This is a genomic window from Pelagibius sp., assembly GCF_965227505.1.
In the GTDB taxonomy this organism is placed as follows: domain Bacteria; phylum Pseudomonadota; class Alphaproteobacteria; order Kiloniellales; family Kiloniellaceae; genus Pelagibius.
The window spans coordinates 3,378,184-3,394,768 of record NZ_OZ245757.1 but is presented as its reverse complement, the minus strand read 5'-3'; the positions used below and the strand labels follow the sequence as shown (position 1 = coordinate 3,394,768).

At 66.5% G+C, this 16,585-nt stretch carries 15 protein-coding genes and 1 other RNA gene; 8 read left to right on the top strand and 8 right to left on the bottom strand.

The features are described 5' to 3' along the window. Nucleotides 1-21: 21 nt before the first annotated feature. The 5 genes from ACO06P_RS16090 to ACO06P_RS16070 form a co-directional block, all read right to left on the bottom strand. Nucleotides 22-345 carry a YbaB/EbfC family nucleoid-associated protein gene (locus tag ACO06P_RS16090; protein WP_299394854.1) on the bottom strand — a complete coding sequence of 108 codons (324 nt, stop codon included), beginning with the start codon at nucleotides 343-345 and terminating at the stop codon, nucleotides 22-24. Then, on the bottom strand, nucleotides 342-2,231 hold the full coding sequence (locus ACO06P_RS16085) for a DNA polymerase III subunit gamma/tau (RefSeq protein WP_420346244.1): 1,890 nt from the start codon (nucleotides 2,229-2,231) through the stop codon (nucleotides 342-344). The genes ACO06P_RS16090 and ACO06P_RS16085 overlap by 4 nt, the downstream gene beginning before the upstream one ends. Nucleotides 2,232-2,335: 104 nt before the next feature. Continuing rightward, nucleotides 2,336-2,434: signal recognition particle sRNA small type (gene ffs, locus ACO06P_RS16080), an RNA gene on the bottom strand. An 89-nt stretch (nucleotides 2,435-2,523) separates the two neighbouring features. Beyond that, nucleotides 2,524-3,348, bottom strand: a complete 825-nt coding sequence (locus ACO06P_RS16075) for an AraC family transcriptional regulator (protein ID WP_420346243.1) — start codon at nucleotides 3,346-3,348, stop codon at nucleotides 2,524-2,526. Between the two features lie 113 nt (nucleotides 3,349-3,461). Beyond that, a complete protein-coding gene (locus ACO06P_RS16070; RefSeq protein WP_420346242.1) occupies nucleotides 3,462-4,184 on the bottom strand; it encodes a DUF6134 family protein in 723 nt (240 codons plus the stop codon). Between the two features lie 149 nt (nucleotides 4,185-4,333). Here ACO06P_RS16070 and nudC point away from each other — a divergent pair, with 149 nt between their 5' ends. After that, a complete protein-coding gene (gene nudC, locus ACO06P_RS16065; RefSeq protein WP_420346241.1) occupies nucleotides 4,334-5,266 on the top strand; it encodes an NAD(+) diphosphatase in 933 nt (310 codons plus the stop codon). A gap of 151 nt (nucleotides 5,267-5,417) precedes the next feature. Here nudC and ACO06P_RS16060 read toward each other — a convergent pair whose 3' ends face one another. Both ACO06P_RS16060 and ACO06P_RS16055 read right to left on the bottom strand, forming a co-directional pair. Continuing rightward, nucleotides 5,418-6,293: a prephenate dehydratase gene (locus tag ACO06P_RS16060; RefSeq protein ID WP_420346240.1), complete on the bottom strand. Its 876-nt coding sequence runs from the start codon at nucleotides 6,291-6,293 to the stop codon at nucleotides 5,418-5,420. A 91-nt stretch (nucleotides 6,294-6,384) separates the two neighbouring features. Beyond that, entirely contained in the window at nucleotides 6,385-7,194 is an 810-nt protein-coding gene (locus ACO06P_RS16055; protein ID WP_420346239.1) for a 3-deoxy-manno-octulosonate cytidylyltransferase, read from the bottom strand. Nucleotides 7,195-7,503: 309 nt separating this feature from the next. Here ACO06P_RS16055 and ACO06P_RS16050 point away from each other — a divergent pair, with 309 nt between their 5' ends. The 7 genes from ACO06P_RS16050 (at nucleotide 7,504) to ACO06P_RS16020 (ending at nucleotide 15,915) form a co-directional block, all read left to right on the top strand. Further along, nucleotides 7,504-8,049 carry a c-type cytochrome gene (locus tag ACO06P_RS16050; RefSeq protein WP_420346238.1) on the top strand — a complete coding sequence of 182 codons (546 nt, stop codon included), beginning with the start codon at nucleotides 7,504-7,506 and terminating at the stop codon, nucleotides 8,047-8,049. Between the two features lie 81 nt (nucleotides 8,050-8,130). Then, a complete protein-coding gene (gene hisN / locus ACO06P_RS16045; RefSeq protein WP_420346237.1) occupies nucleotides 8,131-8,937 on the top strand; it encodes a histidinol-phosphatase in 807 nt (268 codons plus the stop codon). 233 nt (nucleotides 8,938-9,170) lie between these two features. Next, entirely contained in the window at nucleotides 9,171-11,015 is a 1,845-nt protein-coding gene (locus ACO06P_RS16040) for an extracellular solute-binding protein (protein ID WP_420346236.1), read from the top strand. Nucleotides 11,016-11,060: 45 nt separating this feature from the next. Next, nucleotides 11,061-12,176, top strand: a complete 1,116-nt coding sequence (locus ACO06P_RS16035) for a microcin C ABC transporter permease YejB (protein ID WP_420346235.1) — start codon at nucleotides 11,061-11,063, stop codon at nucleotides 12,174-12,176. Nucleotide 12,177: 1 nt separating this feature from the next. Beyond that, nucleotides 12,178-13,329: an ABC transporter permease gene (locus tag ACO06P_RS16030; RefSeq protein ID WP_420346234.1), complete on the top strand. Its 1,152-nt coding sequence runs from the start codon at nucleotides 12,178-12,180 to the stop codon at nucleotides 13,327-13,329. Next, nucleotides 13,329-14,954 carry an ABC transporter ATP-binding protein gene (locus tag ACO06P_RS16025; RefSeq protein ID WP_420346233.1) on the top strand — a complete coding sequence of 542 codons (1,626 nt, stop codon included), beginning with the start codon at nucleotides 13,329-13,331 and terminating at the stop codon, nucleotides 14,952-14,954. Before ACO06P_RS16030 ends, ACO06P_RS16025 begins: the two co-directional genes overlap by 1 nt. Before the next feature lie 31 nt (nucleotides 14,955-14,985). Further along, nucleotides 14,986-15,915 (top strand): 2-hydroxyacid dehydrogenase, encoded by a 930-nt coding sequence (locus ACO06P_RS16020; RefSeq protein ID WP_420346232.1) that lies wholly within the window; start codon nucleotides 14,986-14,988, stop codon nucleotides 15,913-15,915. A gap of 130 nt (nucleotides 15,916-16,045) precedes the next feature. On the opposite strand, the gene ACO06P_RS16015 is transcribed toward ACO06P_RS16020, so the two are convergent. Next, on the bottom strand, nucleotides 16,046-16,399 hold the full coding sequence (locus ACO06P_RS16015) for a MarR family transcriptional regulator (protein WP_420346231.1): 354 nt from the start codon (nucleotides 16,397-16,399) through the stop codon (nucleotides 16,046-16,048). Between the last annotated feature and the right edge of the window lie 186 nt (nucleotides 16,400-16,585).

Below are 16,585 nucleotides of genomic sequence, written 5' to 3'. Positions count from 1 at the left end.
AGGCGCGCAGAAGCGGGCCGGTCAGAAGGGCAGCTTCATGCCCGGCGGCAGGCTGAGCCCGCCGGTCACCTTCTGCATCTCCTCGGCGACCCTGACCTCCACCTTGGCCTTGGCATCGTTCACCGCGGCGACGATGAGGTCTTCCAGAACCTCCACATCGCTGGGATCGACCAGGGAGGGATCGATTTTCAGGCCGCGCAGTTCGGACTTGCCGTTCAGGGTGGCCGTCACCATGCCGGCACCGGCCTGACCGGAGACTTCGAGCTCCCCCAGCTTCTCCTGCATCTCGGCCATCTTGGCCTGCATCTCCTGCGCCTGCTTCATCATCTGGCCCAGGTTCTTCATGCTTCGCCCTCTCCTTTTTCTTTACGACTCTCGTCGTCATGGGCGCCGGTCCCATAGGTGCCAGTCTCCGCGGCGCCCGCCTGTCTCGCGCCATCACGGCGCGCAACCAGTTCGGCATCCGGAAAAGTCTCCAGCGCCGCCTTGACCAGGGGATGGTCCATCACCGCGGCGCGTTTCTCGGCTTCCGCCGCCCGTTCCTGCTCGCGCAGGGTCGGCGCGCCCGGCTCCTGGGAGATGGAGATGATCCAGCGGCTGCCGCAGACCTCCTCCAGCACCGCGGCAAAGCGGCTCGCCAGATTGGGCGGCGCCTCTTCGCGCACGTTGATCTCAATGCGCCCGGGCTCGAAGCTGACCAGATGCACATCGTCCATCAGATGGTTGGCCAGCATGGTCTCGCGGGCGCCGCGCACCAGCGCAACCGCCTCGGCGAAGCTCCTGGGCGTCTTGTCGTCAGGCCCGGAGGACGGCTGCGAAACCGCCTCCGGCAGCAGGTCGAAGGTTTCTTCCAGCGGCTGGGCGAGGGCGGCCTGGGGCGATCCGTCGGTCAAGGGCGCCGGCTGGTCGCGCGGCGGAAGGGCGGCCGAAGCTTCCGGCCCCGCATCCAGCGGGCCGGCCATGGGCTCCGGCGACGGCGCGCGCGCGGACTTGGGGGCCGAAGCGGTCCCCGCATGGCCGGCTCCCGAGTTGCCTGCCGCCGCATCGGCGCCGCCGGTCAGGCGCTGCACCAGTTCCGCCGGGCTCGGCAGATCGCTGGCATAGGCCAGACGGATCAGCGCCATCTCGGCCGCCTGCAGAGGGATCGGCGCGCTCTGTACCTCGCCCAGGCTCTTCAGCAGCATCTGCCAGATGCGCGCCAGGCTGGCCATGCTGAGCTTCTCTGAGAGGTCGCGCCCGCGCACCCGCTCGGTCTCCGGCTGGCCCGGCGCATCGAGCGTGGCGGGAACCAGCTTCGCGCGGGTGAGAAAATGGGAGAGCTCCAGCAGATCCTGGATCACCACCGCCGGGTCCGCGCCGGCGGCATGGAGGCCGGCCAGGATCTCCAGGCTCTCCGGCACCTTGCCGGTGACCACCGCGGCAAAGAGATCGAAGATGCGCGCGCGGTCGGCGAGGCCCAGCATGGCCTGCACCTGATCGCCGCTCACCGTCTTGCCGCCGCCCAGCGCCATGGCCTGATCGAGCAGGGAAAGGCCGTCGCGCGCCGAGCCGTCGGCGGCGCGGGCGATCATGGCCAGGGCCTCCGCCTCCACCGCGACATCCTCCTGTTCGGCGATGCGGGTGAAGAGGGCCGCCAGTTCCTCCTGCGCGAGGCGGCGCAGATCGAAGCGCTGGCAGCGCGACAGCACGGTGACCGGCACCTTGCGGATCTCCGTCGTGGCGAAGATGAAGACGACGTGCTCCGGCGGCTCCTCCAGGGTCTTCAACAGGGCGTTGAAGGCGCTGGTGGACAGCATGTGCACTTCGTCGATGATGTAGATCTTGTAGCGCGCCTGCACCGGGCGGTAGCGCACGCCCTCGATCAGTTCGCGGATGTCGGCGACGCCGGTGCGGCTGGCCGCGTCCATCTCGATCACGTCGACATGGCGGTCCTGGGCGATCGCCAGGCAATGTTCGCAGACGCCGCAGGGCGCGGGGGTGGGACCGCCGGAGCCGTCCGGCCCGACGCAGTTCAGCGCCCGGGCGATGATGCGCGCCGTCGTGGTTTTGCCGACGCCGCGCACGCCGGTCAGCACGAAGGCATGGGCCAGGCGTCCGGTCTCGATGGCGTTGGTGAGGGTGCGGACCAGCGCTTCCTGGCCGACAAGGTCGGCGAAGCTGCTGGGGCGGTACTTGCGGGCGAGCACCCGATAGAGGCTGGCTTCGTCTCTGTCGCTGCTGGCGTCGCTCATAAAGCTGTCCGGGGGTTATCCGGGGGGTCCATCCGGGTGGACTTCGGTCCTGGCGGGACCTGCAGCCCTTGAGCGATAAAGCTCAACCCGATCAAAGGTTTAGGGTGGGAGGCTGGACAAACGACCCGTATCGGAAACTCGTTACGGCTGCTTCCTTCCGGACCTGACCGGGTTGGCGAGCGATACGTCCGCAGCCAACCTCCCACAATCAATATCGGGCATCGCGGGCAGGAGGGCAAGGCCCACGGATGGCTTTCGGCAGGCGCCCGAAAGCCCAGGCGGAGCTACGCATCTAGGCCTTGATCGGGATCCAGATTTCCAACCCGCCATCCCCGGTTTCGGGATCGAAGTCCTTGTCGTAGCGCTCAAAATCCGGTGCATCGGCCATCTCATAGCCGGATCCGGGGAGCCATTTGTTCCAGATCGTGTTCACCGTCCGGCGGATCGTCGAGATGTGATCGCGGTGGGCGAAGACGGCATAGCGCTGCGGGGCAATGCGCAGGCGGGTAAAGTCGGCCGGCAGCTCGTCGAAGTCCGTGACCTCGATCCCGCAGATGTAATCGAAGTTGCCGGCTCCGTCACTGTTGCAGGAGACTCCGTAGGCCACCTGGCCGACCTGGCCGGGCAGTTGGTCCGCACAGGCGTTGAAGCGCTGCCACTGTGCCGGAATGCCCTTGCTGGATTCCCAGTCATAGCGTGCGCCGAGGCCGGCCACGAGCAGGGCCCGGCCGTCCTCGAAGCGGGCCGGCTCCAAACCTTCAACAAAGTCCTCGTCCATTTTCAATGGCTCCACCAGTTCGAGAGTGTTGAGACTGCGCCGCGCGCGAAGCTGCTCCGGCGTAAGCCCGAAGTGCTCGCGAAAGGCGCGGGTGAAGGCTTCGTGTGAACCGTAGCCGGCATCGAGTGCGACCGCCAGGATGTCGGGCGCGCCCTCCGCCAGGCACCGGGCCGCCTCCGCCAGCCGGCGCCCCCGGCGGTAGCGGGCGAGCGACCAGCCGGTGGCCAGGCTGAAGGCCCGTGACATTTGGAAACGAGAGATCCCGGCAACCGCCGCAATCTCGTCAAGGGTGATGTCTTCGGCCAGTTGGCTTTCGATGAACCAGATGGCCTTACTCACGGGGTTGGTCACATCCGCCGACCTGTATCCACAAGAAACCCGGGCAAGCTATAGCGGCTGTGGAGCGGGGCCGCTTGATCGCGGTTGCGGCCGCTCCGCCTTCTGCCCTTAGCCTATTGGCGTTCCAGCGTGATGAGGGAGCCGTCGCGGGCGGGAAAGGTGACACGGGCGATGCCGCAGTCGGCATCGTACCAGACGTCGCGCTCGATCTCGCCGGTGAGCCGGAAGTGGCGGGCCTGGCGCGGCCGGCCGGCAACCTCCACCGCTTCCTCGCCGACCAGCCTGGTGTTCACCACCTTGGTGCGCCCGTCGATGGTGCCGAAGAGCACCTGGGTCTTCGGTGTGTCGCGGTGCCAGAGGCTGGCCGGAACGACGAAACCGGAGACGTCGAAGCCGACGTCGTTGACGGTGCCGCGCAGGGCGCCGTCGCGGCGCAGGGACTGCACCCGCCAGAGCCGGCCATCGTCGTCGGTGGCGGAAGTCAGGCCATGCAGCCAGCCGTCGCGCCAGACCTCCTCGGCGCGGTGGGTGAAGCGGAACAGCGTGACGCCGAGTACACCGACCGAAATGTCGATGGCGACCTCGACGATGAAGTCACCGTCGCGGCGCGAAAAGTCGAAGCGGTGCTCGCCAATGACGTTGCCGTGGCGCAGGACCAGAAAGCGCCAGGCCTTGTCCTGCGGCACCAGATTGGCCGCCGCAGCCCCGAACGGGCGGCCGGGCCCGAGCAGGCCCGCGGCGGCCAGCGCGGAAGCGCCGCCAAGACGGAGCGCCCGGCGCCGGTTGATGTCGAAGCGCGCAGTCGTGCCGGGAGCTTTGATATCGGAACCGGTCATGCTGGTCCCAGCCTGACCCAAGGGCGCCGGCGGTTCAAGGCGCAGCCTGCGCGCCCGTCAGGATGCCGGGATCACGCTTCGGTGACCGAAAGGGCGATTGCCACGACGCCATTGCCAGGAGTCCAAAGCCCGGGCAAGCTGGCGCCATTATGTCCCCACGCAAGTCTCCCGCGCCGAATTTCTATGCCGGCGTCCCCCTCGACCGGATCGACCAGCGCCGCGCCGATGCGACCTTCATCGACCGGCTGGTCAGCGATCCGGACTGCGTCATCGTACCGGTCTGGCGCAACAAGCACCTGATCGCCGCCCAGGCCGAGGCGGTCTGGCTGCGCCGGCGCGACGCCGGGCACCTGGTGGCGGTGGCGCGCGAGCACATGTTCCTGGGGCTGCGCAGCGACGTCCCCTATCTGGCCGTCGACCTCTCCCACCTGGAGGCGCCGGAGGACGACCCGGTGCTGGCGCGCCAGGGCGCCTTTCAGGACCTGCGCGCCGTCGGCCCGGTCATGAACCGCTGCGACTCGGCGATCCTGGCCTATGCCCGCGGCCTCGTGCACTGGCATTCCCGCCACGGCTTCTGCGGGGTCTGCGGCAGCCCCACCGTCAGCGAGAAGGCCGGGCACCAGCGCCGCTGCACCAATCCCGCCTGCCGCAGCGTGCATTTCCCGCGCACCGACCCGGCGGTCATCATGCTGGTGCACGACGGCGGCGAGCGCTGCGTGCTGGGCCGCCAGCCCATCTGGCCGCCGGGCATGCATTCCACCCTGGCCGGCTTCGTCGAGCCCGGCGAAAGCCTGGAGGAGGCGGTCGCCCGCGAGATCCTGGAGGAGGTCAACCTGCCGGTCGCCGTCGAGGACGTGGTCTACCACTCCTCCCAGCCCTGGCCCTTTCCGTCCTCCATCATGCTGGGCTTCTACGCCCGCGCCGACTTCGGACCGCTGGACACCGCCGAGGACGAACTGGAAAGCGCGGCCTGGTACACCCGCGACCAACTGCGCGCCTCGCCGGAAAACGAGACCTTCAAGCTGCCGCGTCCCGACTCCATCGCCCGGCGCCTGGTGAACGACTGGCTGGCGGAGGGTTAGGCGGAGTCCAACCCACCCTTCGAGACGGGCTTTCAGCCCTCCTCAGGGTGAGGCCCGTTTTGAACCCCCACGGTTTTGAAACCTCATGGTGAGGAGCCCGCGCAAGCGGGCGTCTCGAACCATGAAGGCGGTCCTACCAGGTTCCCTGATTTCAGTCGCCGTTGGTGCGGCCGCGGAAGGCATCGGCGGGATAGACGCCGAGGATCTTCACTTCGCGGGAGAAGAAGCTGAGTTCCTCCAGCGCCAGGCGCACCATGCGGTCGTCCGGGTGGCCTTCGATGTCGGCGTAGAACTGGGCCACCGTGAAGCTGCCGTCGATGATGTAGCTTTCCAGCTTGGTGATGTTGATGCCGTTGGTGGCAAATCCGCCAAGCGCCTTGTAGAGAGCCGCGGGCACCGAGCGCACGCGGAAGACGAAGGTGGTGATGACCAGCCCGTTGTGCATCGGCGGGTCGATCGGCTCCTCCGCCATGATGAGGAAGCGGGTGGTGTTGTGGTCGGTGTCCTGCACGTCGCCGGCCAGGATCTGCAGGTCGTAGATCTCGGCGGCGAGCTTGGAGGCCAGTGCGGCGCGGGTGGGATCGCCCAGTTCGGCCACCTCCGCCGCCGCGCCGGCGGTATCGGCGTGGGAGACCGGCATCAGCCCCTCGCGGCGGGTGAAGTGGCGGCACTGGGACAGCGCCTGGACATGGCTGTGGACGGTCTTCACCTGGTCGCGGGTCGTGTTCTTCGGCGCCAGCAGCTGATGTTCCACCCGCTGGAAGTGTTCGCCCACGATGTGCAGGCCGGATTCCGGCAGCAGGTGGTGGATGTCGGCAACCCGCCCGGCGCTGGAATTCTCGATGGGGATCATGGCCAGCCGCGCCCGCCCGTCCCTGACCGCGGCAAAGGTGTCCTCGAAGGAAACGCAGGACAGCGTGGTCATCTCCGGAAAGACGGCCCGGCAGGCCATGTCCGAATAGGCACCGGGAACGCCCTGAAAGGCGATCGTGTTCTGCGACGCCGCCGCTGCGGGGGCCTCCACCATGGACGAGAAACCTTCTTACGTATTGGGCCAGACATTCGTATTGGAGGGCGCGCGGGAGCCTCGCCCGAGAGACAGACTTGCCGACCGGCCCTTACCCCCGATCGGGCGCGAGAAGAGCCCGCGCCCGGGCCAAATCGGCGGGAGTATCGACGCCGAGCGGCAGGGTGTCAACGCGGGCCACATCCAGGCGCAGCCCCGCTTCCAGGGCTCTGAGTTGCTCCAGCCGCTCGCGCTGCTCAAGGGGCGAGGGCGGCAGGGAAACGAACTGCGCCAGAGCCTCGCGCCGGTAACTGTAGATGCCGATGTGGTGGTAGAGCGGCTGGGCCGCACCGCCGTCCTTGGGATCAAAATCCCAGGGATCGTAGGGCACGGGGGCGCGGCTGAAGTAGAGCGCCCGGGCCAGGTCGGCGCGCCCGGCAAAGCTGACGGCGGCCTTCACCACATTGGGGTTGCGGCGCTCCTCCGGATCGCGGATCTCGACCACCAGGCTGCCGATATCCACGGCGGGGTCGGCCAGGGGGCGCAGGACCGCCTGCACCAACGCCGGCTCCACCGTCGGCAGGTCGCCCTGCAGGTTGACCACCGCGTCGTGGCGGCCTTCCGGGTCGATGGCCTCCAGCGCCTCGAAGATGCGGTCGGAACCGCTGGGATGATCGGGCCGGGTCAGCACCGCCCGGCCGCCCGCCGCTTCGATTGCGGCAACGATCTCCGGTTCGGCACAGGCCACCGCCACCGGGCCCACCTCCGCCTCCACCGCACGGCGCCAGACGTGGACGATCATGGCCTCGCCGTGGATGTCGGCCAGCGGCTTGTCCGGCAGGCGCACGGAGGCCATGCGGGCCGGAATCAGGACAACCGGGTTGCGCGGCGGAGTCGGCTCAGGCGGGGAGACGGGAACCATGGGGCAGGGGCAGGTTTAGGGGCTGGTTTAGGGGCTGGTTTAGGGGCTGGTTTAGGGGCTGGCTTGGAGACTTGCTTATCTGGGCGAGACTTCGGGGCAGGTGGATTCGCGGCGCGCGCGAAAAGCTCCCGCAAACCGCCAGATTTGTCACCGGGCGGTGAGCCTGTCCGCCTTCATCGCCGATGAAAAGGCTTTTTTCACGCTCTTTTTTGTATACCTGCGGCGCCATAACGCGGCGCGGACTATTGAATGCCCGGATTTGCGCGGCTATTGTCCGGCCCGGAACAGAGGGAAAGCAAGGGTTTGTCCATGGCTTCTTCGTTGGAATCGAACAAGATTGCTGCCGCGCTGCTGACCGCCGGCGTTATCGCCATGTTCTCCGGATTCGCCGCAGAGCTTCTCTACCATCCCGAGCAGTTGGAAGAGAACGTCTACACGGTGGCCGGAGTGGAGGGCGACGCCCCGGCCGAGGTCGCCGAGGCACCCCCGGCGCTGGAGCCTATCGGACCGCTTCTGGCCTCCGCCGATCCGGCGGCCGGCGAGAGCGTGGCCAGGAAGTGTACCGCCTGCCACAGCTTCGACGAGGGCGGTCCCACCAAGGTCGGCCCCAACCTCTGGAACATCGTCAACCGCCAGATCACCGGCTACGACGGCTTTTCCTTCTCCGACGCCCTGCTGGAGAAAGCCGATCAGGTGTGGGACTACGAGAATCTGAACGGCTTCCTGCACCGGCCGCGCGACTGGGCGCCGGGCACCAAGATGTCCTTCGCCGGCCTGCGCAGCGAGCAGGAGCGTGCCGACATCATCGCCTACATGCGCGGGCAAAGCGGCGAGCCGGCCCCGCTGCCACAGTAGGTTTCTGGACAACCAGCCTGAGCGGCCCGCCGGGATAGCCTGACGGGCCGCTTTTCAGTTCTTCACCGGAGACTTGGGCCCATGGGCGAATCCCCCGAAGCCTGTCCGCAGGCCTTTGTCGAGCCGGCCGGGGCGATGGCCGACGCCGCCCGGAGCGTCGCCCGGCAGTACTTTCGCCAGGGCCTGGCCATCGAGGACAAGGCCGACGAGAGCCCGGTGACCCGCGCCGACCGTGAGGCCGAGGCGGCCATGCGCGCGATCATCGCCGCCGCCTTTCCCGACCACGGAATCATCGGCGAGGAGTACGGCACCGAGAATCCGGAGGCCGAATACGTCTGGGTGCTGGACCCCATCGACGGAACCAAGCGCTTCATCACCGGCAACCCCCTCTTCGGCAGCCTGATCGCCCTGCTGCGCAACAAGCAGCCGATCCTCGGCGTCATCGACATGCCGATCCTGGAGGAACGCTGGCTTGGGGCCACCGGGCGGCCGACGGTCTTCAGCGACCGCCAGGGCAGCCGCACGGCGCGTGTCAGGCCCTGTCCGGACCTTGGCGCGGCCACCATCCTCTCCACCGCGCCGGAGATGTTCCAGGGCGCCAACGAGCCCGCCTTTCACCGCCTGCGCGAAGCCGCCAAGCTGACCCTCTACGGCGGCGACTGCTTCAATTACGGGCTCCTCGCCAGCGGCTTCGCCGATATCGTCATAGAGGCGGACCTGGCCCCTTACGACTATCTGGCTCACGCCCCCGTCATCATCGGGGCCGGCGGCCTGATGACCGACTGGCAGGGCGCGCCCCTGACCCTGGACTCGGACGGTCGGGTGCTCTGCACGGGCGATACAGCCTGCCACGGCGCGGCGGTTACCCTGCTTGCCGGAACCCTTTAGGCGCTCCCGCTACATCATTTTGTTGCTGCGGCGCGATGAATTCGCCGTAACAATAGGGCGAGGACGCTTGTTTCGAGAGGATTCGGCACCCAATTCGGTTTAGAATCGAGTTCAAGAACAGGGACAAAGGCTTGAGCCACATGCTGCCACGCAGCGCTTCGCCGGTCGGGTGTGCCGCCGCGCCGACCGCGCGGCGATGCCGAAAAGGATAAAGGGCCGAAAGGGATAAAGGAATGACTGACAGCTTCCGTCTTCCATGGCGCCAGGGCGCCATGGCCGCCGTCCTCGGCGCTGCCGTGCTGATCCCTCTTTCCGCCGCTGCCGACGAGCACATCACAAAATCCTGGGCCATCGCAGAATTCGGCGAGCCGCTCTACGACGAGACCATGGAGCATTGGCCCTATGCCAATCCCGATGCGCCGAAAGGCGGCTCCATTACGCTGGGCGCCTTCGGCACTTTCGATACCTTCAATCCGTATATTCTAAAGGGCGAGTTCCCCTCGAGCATCGGGCTCATTTACGACAGCCTCATGGAGGGCTCCGCCGACGAGCTGGTGAGCGCCTATGGGGTCATCGCCGAGAGCGTCGAGTATCCGGAAGACAAGAGCTGGGCGATCTTCAACATCCGTCCGGAAGCACGCTTTCACGACGGGGTGCCGATCACGGCCGCAGACTTCAAGTTCACCTTCGACACCATCCGCGAGCATGGCCGCCCGTTCCTGAAATCGTTCTACGACGATGTCGAGAGCGCGGAAGTCCTCTCCGACCGCCGTATCCGGTTCAACTTCCGCACCCGGAATTCCATGAAGCCGATCACGATCGTGGCCGGCACCTCACCGCAGCCGCGTCACTATTGGGAGACGCGAGACATCTCCAAGACCACCCTGGAGCCGCCGCTCGGCTCCGGCCCCTACCGCATCAAGAGCATGGAGCCGGGCCGCAACATCGTCTACGAGCGGGTGGAGGACTATTGGGCCGCCGACCTGCCCGTGAACCGCGGCCGCAACAACTTCGATATCATCCGCTACGACTACTACCGCGACCAGACGGTGCAGTTCGAAGCCTTCAAGGCCGGCAAGATCGACTATCGCGGCGAAGGTGAGGTGAAGCGCTGGTTTACCGGCTACGACATTCCCCAGGTGAACAACGGCCAGATCCTCAAGGTCGAGAAGGCGAACAACAACCCGCGCGGCATCGGCGCCTTTTTCATCAACAACAGACGCGACAAGTTCAGTGACAGGCGCGTGCGCGAGGCGATCGTCAATCTCTACGACTTCGAGGCGATCCAGCGCACCCTGCTGTACGGCCAGTACAGGCGTATCAAGAGCTATTTCCCCAACTCCGATTTCGGCGTTTCCGGACCGCCGACGCCGGAGGAAGTCGCAATCCTGGAGCCCTACCGCGATCAACTGCCGCCCGAGGTTCTGACCGAAACCTTCGAGCCGCCGAAGAGCGACGGCAGCGGACGCAACCGCCAGAACCTGCGCCGGGCGCTTGCGCTCTTCAAGGAAGCCGGCTGGGAGCTGCGCGACAACCAGCTGGTGAACGCCGAAACCGGCGAGCAGTTCCAGCTCCAGATCATCACCGCCTCGCCGCCGACCCTGCGGATGGCCGAACCCTTCGTCCAGTCCATGCAGCGCGCCGGCATCGACGCCTCCATCCGGCTGGTCGATCCAGCGCAATGGCGGGTCATCGGCGACGACTTCGACTTCGACATGAGCACCGGACGCCTGAACTTCTTCCCACCGCCGGGAACGGAGTTGCGATCCTATTTCGGCTCAGAAGCGGCCGACCTGCGCGGATCGGCAAACTCCATGGGAATCAAGAATCCGGTCGCCGACGAGCTGATCGAGAAGATCATCAATGCCGAGGACCTGGAAACCCTGAAGGCAACCACCCGCGCCCTCGACAGGGTCCTGCTCTGGAACCACTACCTGGTCCCGGTCTACTATCCGGACAAACACTGGTTCGCCTATTGGGACAAGTTCGGCATGCCTGAGACATCGGGCCGTTACAGTGCGGGCTTCTCAAGCACCTGGTGGTACGATGAGGCGCGTGCTGCGAAGCTCACGAACTGACCGGCGGCGTCCCGTGCCGCCCCTCGCGAAGAGCATGCAGCCTCTATGCTAGCCTACATCGTCAGGCGGCTGTTTCTCATCATCCCGACCCTGCTCGGGATCATGATCATCAACTTCGTGATCGTACAGCTGGCGCCCGGGGGACCGGTCGAACAGCTGATCGCTGAGCTGAGCGGCGAGGCGGTGGGCGCCACCGAACGTTTCTCGGGCGGCGGCGCCGACGTCAATCAGCAGACACAGCCAAGTGGCAGCGCAGCAGGGGAAAGGGGCTCCAACACGACCTATCGGGGCGCGCAGGGCCTCGATCCGGAAGTCATTCAGGAGATCGAGCGCATGTTCGGCTTCGACAAGCCGATGCACGAGCGCTTCCTGCTGATGATGGGCAACTACATCCAGTTCGATTTCGGCGAGAGCTACTTCCGCGACCGGCGGGTTGTCGACCTGGTCATCGAAAAGATGCCGGTGTCCATTTCGCTCGGCCTCTGGACGACACTGCTGGTCTACCTCATCTCGATTCCGCTGGGCATTGCCAAGGCAACCCGCGACGGCAGCCGCTTCGACGTCTGGACCAGCGGCGTGGTGATTGTCGGCTATGCGGTGCCGTCGTTCATTTTCGCCGTCCTGCTGATCGTCGTCTTTTCCGGCGGACGCTATCTCGACTGGTTCCCCCTGCGCGGCCTGACCTCCGAGAACTTCGACGACCTCGGGCGGCTGGAACAGGCGCTCGACTATCTCTGGCACATCACGCTGCCGGTCCTGGCCCTGGTGATCGGCGGTTTCGCCACGCTTACAATGCTGACCAAGAATTCCTTCCTCGACCAGATCGGCCAGCAGTACGTGCTGACCGCCCGCGCCAAGGGGCTGACCGAGCGGCGCGTGCTCTACGGCCACGTCTTCCGCAACGCCATGCTGATCGTGATCGCCGGCTTCCCGGGCGCCTTTGTCTCCATCCTCTTTACCGGCGCTCTGCTGATCGAGGTGATCTTTTCCCTCGACGGTCTCGGCCTGCTGGGCTTCGAGGCGGCCCTCAGCCGCGACTATCCGGTCATGTTCGCAACCCTCTACTTCTTCACCCTTCTGGGCCTCCTGATGCAGCTTGTCGGCGACATCACCTACACCATCGTCGACCCGCGGATCGATTTCGAGAGCCGGGAGACCTGATGTGACCACCCCGGCAGCAGCGGCGAAGACCGGCGAGGGACGCTTTCTGGGCTTTCGGATTTCGCAGATAAACCGGCGGCGCATCGGAAACTTCCGTGCCAACAAGCGCGGCTACTGGGCGACCCTGATCCTGGTACCGATCTTCATCCTCTCGCTGTTCGCGGAGCTGATCGCCAATGACCGACCGCTCTTTATCTGGTTCGACGGCAAGCCCCACTTCCCGGTTTTCTTCACCTACGCCGAGACCGTCTTCGGCGGCGAGTTCGAACTGGAAACCGACTACAAGGATCCTTTTGTCGTCGAGCTGATCGAGGAGAAGGGATGGATTGTAAACCCGCTGATCCCCTTCTCCTACAACACCATCGACTTCGACCTCGCCGATCCCGCCCCCACGGCCCCGGACAGCCGGCACTGGCTGGGCACCGACGACCAGGCCCGTGATGTCGTCGCGCGGGTCATCTACGGCTTCCGCATCTCCGTGCTCTTCGGCCTGGCACTGACGATCATATCATCGGTCATCGGCGTCATGGCCGGGGCCGTGCAGGGCTACTTCGGCGGCTGGACGGATCTGCTGTTCCAGCGCTTCATCGAGATCTGGTCGGGCCTGCCGATCCTCTACCTGCTCATCATCATGGCAAGCGTCATCACGCCGGGATTCTTTCCCCTGCTGATCCTGATGCTGCTGTTTTCCTGGATGGGCCTCGTGGGTGTGGTGCGCGCCGAGTTCCTGCGCGCGCGCAACTTCGACTATGTGCGCGCGGCAAGAGCCCTCGGCGCCTCCAACATCACCATCATGTACCGCCACGTGCTGCCCAACGCCATGGTCGCGACCATCACCTTCATGCCCTTCATCCTTTCCGGATCGGTCACGACCTTGACGGCGCTCGACTTCCTGGGCTTCGGCCTGCCCCCGGGCTCGCCCTCGCTCGGCGAGTTGCTGGCCCAGGGCAAGGCCAACCTTCAGGCGCCTTGGCTGGCCCTTACCGGTTTCGTGGTGATCGCCATCATGCTCAGCCTCCTCGTCTTCATCGGCGAGGCCGTGCGCGACGCCTTTGACCCGCGCAAGCTCTTCACCGGCCCGTCGGTGGCCGAGGACACGCTGTCCGAGGCGGCGGACGCCTCACGGCCGGCCGCCGCGAGAGGAAACGACTGATGGAGCCTCTCCTGCAGGTGAACAATCTCTCGGTGCGGTTCCAGATGCCGGGCAGCCCGGTCGACGCTGTCAAGAACGTCAGCTTCGAGATCGCCAAGGGCGAAACCCTGGCGCTGGTGGGAGAAAGCGGGTCCGGCAAGTCGGTCTCGGCGCTTTCCGTGCTGCAGCTGCTGCCCTACCCGCTGGCCCGCCATCCGGCCGGCAGTTCCATCCGCTTCATGGGGCGGGAACTCATCGGGGCCGACGAGAAGACCCTGCGCGAGGTGCGCGGCGACCAGGTCTCGATGATCTTCCAGGAGCCCATGACCTCCCTCAATCCGCTGCACACGGTGGAGAAGCAGATCCGCGAGACGCTGATCCTGCACAAGGGGATGACCCGGGACGAGGCGCGCCAGCGCACCCTGGAGCTTCTGAAGATGGTGGGTATCCCCGACGCCGTGAAGCGCCTCTCGGCCTATCCGCACGAGCTTTCCGGCGGCCAGCGCCAGCGGGTGATGATCGCCATGGCACTGGCCAACGAGCCGGACCTGCTGATCGCCGACGAGCCGACCACGGCCCTGGACGTCACCATCCAGGCGCAGATCCTGAAGCTTCTGAAGGAGCTGCAGCGCGACCTCGGCATGGCGATGCTGATGATCACCCATGATCTGGGCATCGTGCGCAAGATGGCCGACCGGGTCTGCGTGATGACCCAGGGCGAAATCGTCGAGCAGGGCGACGAGGAGGCGATCTTCGAAAAACCCCAGCACCCCTATACCCAGCGCCTGCTGGCGGCCGAACCCAAAGGCGCGCCCATCCAGGCAGCCGCCGATGCGCCGGAGGTGATCCGCGGCGACGACGTGAAGGTCTACTTCCCCATCAAGAAAGGCGTGCTCAAGCGCACGGTGGACTATGTGCGTGCCGTCGACGGCATCTCGGTTTCGGTGCGCGAGGGCCATACCGTCGGCGTGGTGGGGGAAAGCGGCTCCGGCAAGACGACGCTGGGCCTGGCGCTGCTGCGCCTGCTGTCCTCGGAAGGCGCGATCCGCTTCAACGGCCAGACCATTCAGGGCCTGGGCTCCACGGACCTGCGGCCCCTGCGCCGCTCCATGCAGATCGTCTTCCAGGACCCCTACGGCTCGCTCAGCCCGCGTCTTTCGATCGGCCAGATCGTTGCCGAAGGCCTGAAAATCCATGACATGGGTGAGAGTGAGGAGGCGCGCGAGGCGATGATCATCGACGCGCTGGAGGAGGTCGGGCTGGACCCGGAAAGCCGCCACCGCTACCCGCACGAATTCTCCGGCGGCCAGCGCCAGCGCATCGCCATCGCCCGCGCCATGGTGCTGAAGCCGCGCTTCGTGGTGCTGGACGAGCCGACCTCGGCGCTCGACATGTCGGTGCAGGCGCAGATCGTCGATCTGCTGCGCGATCTGCAGCAGCGCCACAACCTGGCCTATCTCTTCATCAGCCACGACCTGAAGGTGGTTCGCGCCCTGGCCGACGAGGTGATCGTCATGCGCAACGGCCGGGTGGTGGAGCAGGGCGACGCCGGGCAGATCTTCGATGCCCCGCAGGAGGCCTATACCCAGGCTCTGATGAAGGCGGCATTTGAACTGGAAGCCGTCGAGGGGGTTGTGGCAACCTGAAGGCCCAGTCCCTTCCGCTTCCTGGATCATCGTGGCCCTTCTCATCAAGACCGATATCGACCGCGGCACCGCCTGGGCCGAGGCCCTGGCAACCGCCTATCCCGAACTGGACGTCCACACCTGGCCCTACAAGGGCGATCCCGCGGACATCGAGTACGCGCTGGTCTGGCAGCCGCCCGAGGGGGAGCTGAAGCGCTACCCGAAGCTGAAGGCGATCTTTTCCATCGGCGCCGGCATCGATCATCTGGCGAGCGACCCGGACCTGCCGGAAGGCGTGCCGGTGGTGCGCATGGTCGAGCCGGGGCTCACCGCCGGGATGTCGGAATACGTGACCTACGCCGTCCTCGGCCACCACCGCTTCATGCTGGACTATGCCCGCCAGCGCGCCGGGAAGCTCTGGCAGGAGATCCCGCAGATCGCCGCCGGCGCCCGCCAGGTGGGCATGCTGGGACTCGGCGTGCTGGGGCGCGACGCCCTGGAAAAGCTGATGCCCTTCGGCTTCAGATTGGCGGGGTGGAGCCGCACGCCCAAGAGCATTACCGGCATCTCCTGCTACCACGGTGAGGAGGGGCTGCGCGAGTTCCTGGCGGAGACCGACATCCTGGTCTGCCTGCTGCCGCTGACGCCGGAGACCGAGGGCATCCTCTGCCGCGAGACCTTCGACCAGCTGCCCGAAGGGGCCGCCGTCATAAGCGTCGGGCGCGGCGGCCACCTGGTGGAGGACGACCTGCTGGCCGCGCTGGACAGCGGCCGCCTGAGCGGCGCCACTCTGGACGTCTTCCGCAAGGAACCCCTGCCCAAGAAGCACCCCTTCTGGACCCATCCGAAGATCTTCATCACCCCGCACATCGCCAGCATGACCATCCCGGAGAGCGCCTGCCAGGCCGTGGTCGCCAACATCCACCGCCTGGAAGCCGGCGAGCCGCTGCGCCACGTCGTCGACATGGAACGCGGGTACTGAAACTCTCCGTCAGGATCGAAGGATCATCTGGGATAACGGCGACTGAGACGGAGAGGCCGTCACCCCCTCCCCCTTGAGGGGGGAGGGTTGGGGTGGGGGTGAGCCGCCCGCTTTGCGTCGTCGTTCGTATTCAGCCCTCGTCCAGCGTCCTGGCGGCCTCGGCGGCCATGTCGGCGAACTCGCGCAGAAAAACCGAGCCCTTGACGGTGCGCTGCACCAGGATCGAGCGGCGGTCCGCCTCGTCCGGCTTGCGGCGCAGGAATTCCAGGCCCTCCAGCCGGTCGAGCGCCCGGGTCACCGCCGGTTTGGACATGTTGAGCCGCGCCGCCAGGCCGCGCACGGTGTGGGGCGGCGGCGCCTGGTAGACATGCAGCATCAGCGCGAACTGCCGCGCCGTCAGATCCGGCAGCGCACGGTTCAGGCCCGCCACCATCACGCTATGCCACAGCGCCAGGGCCCTGGCAGGCTTCAGGTCCAGGCTCACGGCCGGGCGTTCCGGAGAGCCGCATTCCGGGGGGCGGCACTGCGGGTTGCCGGCCCGGTCTCCGGCGGCGGGCGGACGGCCATGCTGGACGCCTCATCTCGTTACAGGTGCGAAACGAATTCTGCCGAAGCTCAACCCGGGGCGCAAGCGCTGTCCCCTCTTTGCCCCAGGCCTGCTTTGTCCCGC